The sequence below is a fragment of the Actinophytocola sp. genome (assembly GCF_050699915.1).
Classification (GTDB): Bacteria; Actinomycetota; Actinomycetes; order Mycobacteriales; family Pseudonocardiaceae; genus Actinophytocola.
Map to the genome: position 1 here is coordinate 1 of NZ_JBOHGA010000325.1, position 5,342 is coordinate 5,342.

The 5,342-nt window shown below is 72.4% G+C and carries 6 protein-coding genes; 3 read left to right on the plus strand and 3 right to left on the minus strand.

All coding sequences use genetic code 11. The features are described from left to right. Positions 1–219 (plus strand): sigma factor-like helix-turn-helix DNA-binding protein (locus tag ACRDSK_RS31575; protein ID WP_431445056.1); only part of this gene is annotated, 219 nt, incomplete at its 5' end. Between the two features lie 177 nt (positions 220–396). Further along, positions 397–759 carry a sigma factor-like helix-turn-helix DNA-binding protein gene (locus tag ACRDSK_RS31580; RefSeq protein ID WP_431445057.1) on the plus strand — a complete coding sequence of 121 codons (363 nt, stop codon included), beginning with the start codon at positions 397–399 and terminating at the stop codon, positions 757–759. On the opposite strand, the gene ACRDSK_RS31585 is transcribed toward ACRDSK_RS31580, so the two are convergent. The 3 genes from ACRDSK_RS31585 to ACRDSK_RS31595 are packed head-to-tail and all read right to left on the minus strand — an operon-like array spanning position 760 to position 4,427. Then, entirely contained in the window at positions 760–1,629 is an 870-nt protein-coding gene (locus ACRDSK_RS31585; protein ID WP_431445058.1) for an alpha/beta fold hydrolase, read from the minus strand. Positions 1,630–1,632: 3 nt separating this feature from the next. After that, positions 1,633–3,126, minus strand: coding sequence for a CoA-acylating methylmalonate-semialdehyde dehydrogenase (locus ACRDSK_RS31590; protein WP_431445059.1), 1,494 nt, complete (start codon positions 3,124–3,126; stop codon positions 1,633–1,635). Next, on the minus strand, positions 3,123–4,427 hold the full coding sequence (locus tag ACRDSK_RS31595) for an aspartate aminotransferase family protein (protein WP_431445061.1): 1,305 nt from the start codon (positions 4,425–4,427) through the stop codon (positions 3,123–3,125). The genes ACRDSK_RS31590 and ACRDSK_RS31595 overlap by 4 nt, the downstream gene beginning before the upstream one ends. A gap of 75 nt (positions 4,428–4,502) precedes the next feature. Here ACRDSK_RS31595 and ACRDSK_RS31600 point away from each other — a divergent pair. Then, positions 4,503–5,342, plus strand: an 840-nt coding sequence (locus ACRDSK_RS31600) for a PucR family transcriptional regulator ligand-binding domain-containing protein (RefSeq protein WP_431445062.1), incomplete at its 3' end; no start/stop codon positions are given.

Genomic DNA, 5,342 nt, shown 5'->3' on the forward strand with positions numbered 1-5,342 from the left:
GCCGTGACCCGCACGGCCGCCGACCGCAGGAGCCACCCGTTGGACGCGCTGCCCGCCACCCAGCGCGACATCATGATCCTGCGCACCCTGGTCGGTCTGTCCACGGAGGAGACCGCCGAGGCGGTGGGCATGTCGCCGAGTGGCGTGCGGCTCGCGCAGCATCGCGCACTGCAACGGCTGCGGGACTCGTTGGGCCCCGATTGCCACCCGAAAGGGTAGGGAATTCAGCGATTCTGTCCCCCGCTGGTAGGGCCCTGGTACTTCTACGATGTACGTGGGAACGCCTCGCGGAACAGAAGCGATGACAGCCAATCACCTCGACGGCGGAACGCCGCGTCCGAGCCGGACCGAACAATCGCCATCCGCTCGTTCGTCTTCCGGTACTGCCGTGCGCGGGTGGGCCGAGTCGGACGGTCGTTCGCGGCCGCCGACGATCTCGCGCGGGACGTGTTGCTCGCGGTTCTGGCCGCGTTGCCGCGAGGTGGCGACAGCGGCCGCCCCGTCCTCGCCTTCGTGTACGCGATCACCTCGTCCAGGGTCGACCAGGCCACCGGCGGGGAGACGGGGGCCGGCGGTCCCGAGCTGCGCCGGCTACTCGCCACGTTGCCCGAGACGCAGCGCGAGGTGGTCCTGCTGCGCATGATCCTCGGCCTCTCCGCGGACGAGACCGCCGAAGCCGCGGGCATGTCGTCCAGCGCGGTGCGGCTCGCGCAGCATCGGGCCTTGCAGCGGCTCCGGGGGTCGTTCGGCGTGGAGTGATCAGGCCGGCAGGAAGTCCAGCAACGCCCGCGTCAGCTGGTCGGGTGCCTCCTCCGCCATGTGGTGGCCCGACTCGATGACGCCGCCGCGCAGGTCCGGCGCCCACGGCCGCCACACGTCCAGCACGTCGCCGTACAGGTCCGCCATGTCGTCACCGGACGCCCACAGCACGAGGGTCGGGCAGGCCAGGGTCCGGCCCGCGGCCTTGTCGGCGTCGTCGGCCGCGCGGTCCACGCCCAGGCCCGCCCGGTAGTCCTCGAGCATCGCGCGGACCGTCGCCGGGTCGTGGATCGCGCGGCGGAAGTCGGCGAAGTTCTCCGCGCCCAACCGCTGCGGGGTGTCGCGGTCGCCGATCCGGTACCACTCGTCCGGGTCCCGGCCGATCGCCCGCTCCGGCAGGTCCGGCTGCGCGAAGAAGAACCAGTGGTACCAGTCGTGGGCGAACTTCGCGTCGCAGCGGGCCAGCGCCTCGCCGATCGGCACGCTGTCGAGCACCGCCAGCGCGGTGACGACCTCTGCATGGTCCATCGCCAGCCGGAACGCGACGTAGCTGCCTCGGTCGTGGCCGACGACCGCGAACCGCTCGTGGCCGAGCGTCCGCATCAGCTCGACGCAGTCGCCCGCCATCGCGCGCTTCGAGTACGGCGCGTGGTCGGCCGTGGTCGGCGGCTTGGTCGACTGGCCGTACCCGCGCAGGTCCGGGCACACGACGGTGTGCCGGCGCGCCAGCAGCGGAGCCACCCGGTGCCAGGTGGTGTGGGTGCGCGGGTGGCCGTGCAACAGCAGCACCGCCGGCCCGCGCCCACCATGCCGGACGCGCAGCGTCACCTCGCCGGCGTCGATGCGCTCCAGCGAGAAGTTGTCGAACATCTCCTACTCGTTGCGCGGGAAGCCCAGGTTGACCCCGCCGTGCGAGGGGTCGAGCCAGCGAGAGGTGACCACCTTCGTGCGAGTGAAGAAGTGCAGCCCGTCCGGCCCGTACGCGTGCGTGTCACCGAACAGCGAGGACTTCCAGCCGCCGAAGGAGTAGTAGCCGACGGGCACCGGGATCGGCACGTTCACGCCGACCATGCCGACCTCGATCTCGTTCTGGAACCGCCGGGCGGCGCCGCCGTCGTTGGTGAAGATCGCCACGCCGTTGCCGTACGGGTTGTCGTTGACCAGCGACACCGCCGACTCGTAGCTGTCGGAGCGGACCACGGACAGCACCGGACCGAAGATCTCGTCGGTGTAGACGGACATCGGCGGCTCGACGCGGTCGAACAGGGTGGGGCCGAGCCAGAAGCCGGCATCGTCGCCGTCGATCTCGTGACCGCGGCCGTCGACGACCAGGGTGGCGCCCGCGGCCACCCCAGCGTCCACATAGGACGTAACGCGGTCGCGGTGAGCGCCGGTCACCAGCGGGCCCATCTCGCAGCCCGGCCGCCGGCCGTCGCCGACCCGCAGGCCGGCCATCCGCGAGCGGATCTTGTCGACCAGCTCGTCGCCGACCGGGTCCACCGCGACCACGACCGACACCGCCATGCAGCGCTCGCCCGCGGAGCCGAAGCCGGCCGACACCGCGGCGTCCGCGGCGAGGTCGAGGTCGGCGTCGGGCAGCACGACCATGTGGTTCTTCGCCCCGCCGAGCGCCTGCACCCGCTTGCCGTGACTGGTGCCGGTCTCGTAGACGTAGCGCGCGATCGGCGTCGAGCCGACGAACGAGATGCCGCGCACGGTCGGGTGCGTCAGCAGCCCGTCGACCGCGACCTTGTCGCCGTGCAGCACGTTGAGCACGCCGTCCGGCAGCCCCGCCCGCGCCCACAGCTCGGCGATGAAGTTCGACGCGGACGGGTCCTTCTCGCTCGGCTTGAGCACCACGGTGTTGCCGCACGCGATCGCGTTCGGCACGAACCACAGCGGCACCATCGCGGGGAAGTTGAACGGCGAGATCACGCCGACCACGCCGAGCGGCTGGCGCATCGAGTAGACGTCCACCCGGGTGGAGGCGTTCTCCGAGAACCCGCCCTTGAGCAGCGCCGGGATCCCGCACGCGAACTCGACGTTCTCGATCGCCCGCGCCACCTCGCCGGCCGCGTCGTCGAGCACCTTGCCGTGCTCGGCGGTGAGGATCGCCGCGAGCTCGTCCTTGTTGTCGTTCAACAGCTCCCGGAACCTGAACAGCAGCTTCGCACGCGCCGCGAGCGAAGTGTCCCGCCACGCCGGAAACGCCCGCGCGGCCGCCGCCACCGCCTCGTCCACTTCGGACTGCGAGGCGAAGTCGACGTGTCCGGCGACCGCTCCGGTCGCCGGGTCGAACACCTCACCGGTCCGCTCCGCGACGCCGGCCCAAGGCTTGCCGTCGATCCAGTGGCTGATCCGCCTCACTGGCCCGCCTCCCCGTCGGCCGTGGCGATGGCGTCCCGCAGGATCGCCAGCGCCTCGTCCAGCTCGTCCTCGGTCAGCGTCATCGGCGGCGCGAGCCGGATGACGTTGTTGTGCAGGCCGCCCTTGCCCACGAGCAGCCCGCGCCGGCGGGTCTCCTCGAGCACGGTCACCGCGGCGGCGGGCGAGGGCGTCATGCCGCCCGGCTTCACCAGCTCGATGCCGACCATCAGGCCCTTGCCGCGCACCTCGCCGACCACCGGGTGGCTCTCGGCGGCCGCGCGCAGGCCGGTGAGGAGCTTGTCGCCCAGCCGGGCGGCGTTGGCCTGCAGGTCGTGGTCGACCAGGTAGTCGAGCACCGCCCGGGCGCCCACGGTGGACACCGGGTTGCCGCCGAAGGTGGAGATCGAGTTCGCGCCGAGCGAGTCCATGATCTCCCCGCGGGCGACCACGCCGCCGATCGCGAGGCCGTTGCCGAGCCCCTTGGCGAAGGTCATCATGTCGGGCGTCATGCCGTGGGCCTGGATGCCCCAGAACGTGTCGCCGGTGCGGCCCCAGCCGGTCTGCACCTCGTCGGAGATGAACAGGATCCCGTGCTCGGCGAGGACCTCCGCGAACGCGCCGAACAGCCCGTCCGGCGGTGAGGAGAACCCGCCGACGCCCTGGATCGGCTCGGCGATCATGCACGCGACGTCGCCGGACGTGCCGGTGGCCAGCACATCTCGCAGGTCGTCCACACAGACCTTGACGTAGTCCTCGTCGGACAGCGCGGCGAACGGGCTGCGGTACCGGTACCCACCGTGCACATAGGACACCTTGACCGGCGAGAGCGCGGAGGCCGACCAGCCGCGGTTGCCGGTGACGCCGACCGTGGCGAACGCCCGGCCGTGGTAGGAGTTGCGCAGCGCCAGGACCTGGTGGCTGCGCCGGTACTGGGTGGCGAGCATCAGCGCGGTCTCGTTCGCCTCGGTGCCCGAGTTGGTGAAGAACACCTTCGCGTCGGGGATGCCGGACAGCCGCGCGATCTGCTCGGCGAGCTCGATCTGGCTGCGGATCAGGTAGAGCGTCGAGGTGTGCAGGATGCCGGTGTCGAGCTGCTTGCGGACGGCGTCGCTGATCTCCGCCACGTCGTAGCCGATCGCGTTGGTCAGGATGCCGGCGAAGAAGTCGAGGTAGGTCTTCCCGTTCGAGTCGGTGACCCGGCGGCCGTGGCCGTGCACGATCTCGATGGGGTCGTCGTAGAACAGCGCGAGCCAGCTCGGCAGGACGGCGCGGTGGCGATCGATCAGACGCGGTTCACCCATGCCCCGAGTGTGGTCGCGCCGCCGCCCGCGCGCCATGGACAGTCTGTATCGTCGCCGCCGTAGAGTGTGCACAACATGTACCCGACCGTCTCGGACGTCCTCGCGCTGCCGGCGATCCAGCAGGGCCGCGCCACAGTGGTCGCGGGCGCGGGCGGCCTGGAGCGGCGGGTGCGCTGGGTGCACGTCGCGGAGATCGCCGACATCGCGCCGCTGCTGCGCGGCGGCGAGCTGGTGCTGACCACCGGCATCGCGCTGCCCGACGACGCCGAGGCGCTCGCCAGGTACGTCGCCGAGCTGTCGGCCGCCGGCGTGGTCGGCGTGGTCGTCGAACTGGTCCGGCACTGGCGCCGCGAGCTGCCCGCGGCGCTCGTGGCCGCCGCGGAGCGGCACTCGCTGCCGCTGGTGACGCTGTCCCGGGAGACCCGGTTCGTCTCGGTGACCGAGGCCGTGGTCGGGCTGATCGTCGAGGCCCAGGTGGCGGAGCTGCGCGCGGCGGAGCGGGTGCACGAGACGTTCACCGCGCTGACGGTCGCCGGGGCCGAGCCGGCCGAGGTGCTGCGCGAGGTGGCGCGGGCGTCCGGGCTGCCGGTGGTGCTGGAGACGCTCGGCCACGACGTGCTCGCCTACGACGCGGCCGGCGCCGACCCGAGCGAGCTGGTGGCCGACTGGGCGGCGCGGTCGCGGGCGGTCGCCGGCACCGCGCGCACGAGCTACCACGCCGACGCGGGCTGGCTCGTCACCGTGGTCGGCGCGCGCGGCAACGACTGGGGCCGGCTGGTGCTGGTCTGCCCGGCCGAGCCCGCGCACCGGCTGGTGGTGATCGCCGAGCGGGCCGCGTCCGCGCTCGCGGTGCACCGGCTGGTGGCCCGCGACCGGGAGGGCCTCGAGCGCCACGCGCACCGCACGCTGCTGACC

Bases quoted from the DNA above. Each gene is read 5' to 3' on its own strand.
- ACRDSK_RS31595 (WP_431445061.1), bottom strand. From the start codon at position 4,427: ATGGGTGAACCGCGTCTGATCGATCGCCACCGCGCCGTCCTGCCGAGC.
- ACRDSK_RS31585 (WP_431445058.1), bottom strand. From the start codon at position 1,629: ATGTTCGACAACTTCTCGCTGGAGCGCATCGACGCCGGCGAGGTGACG.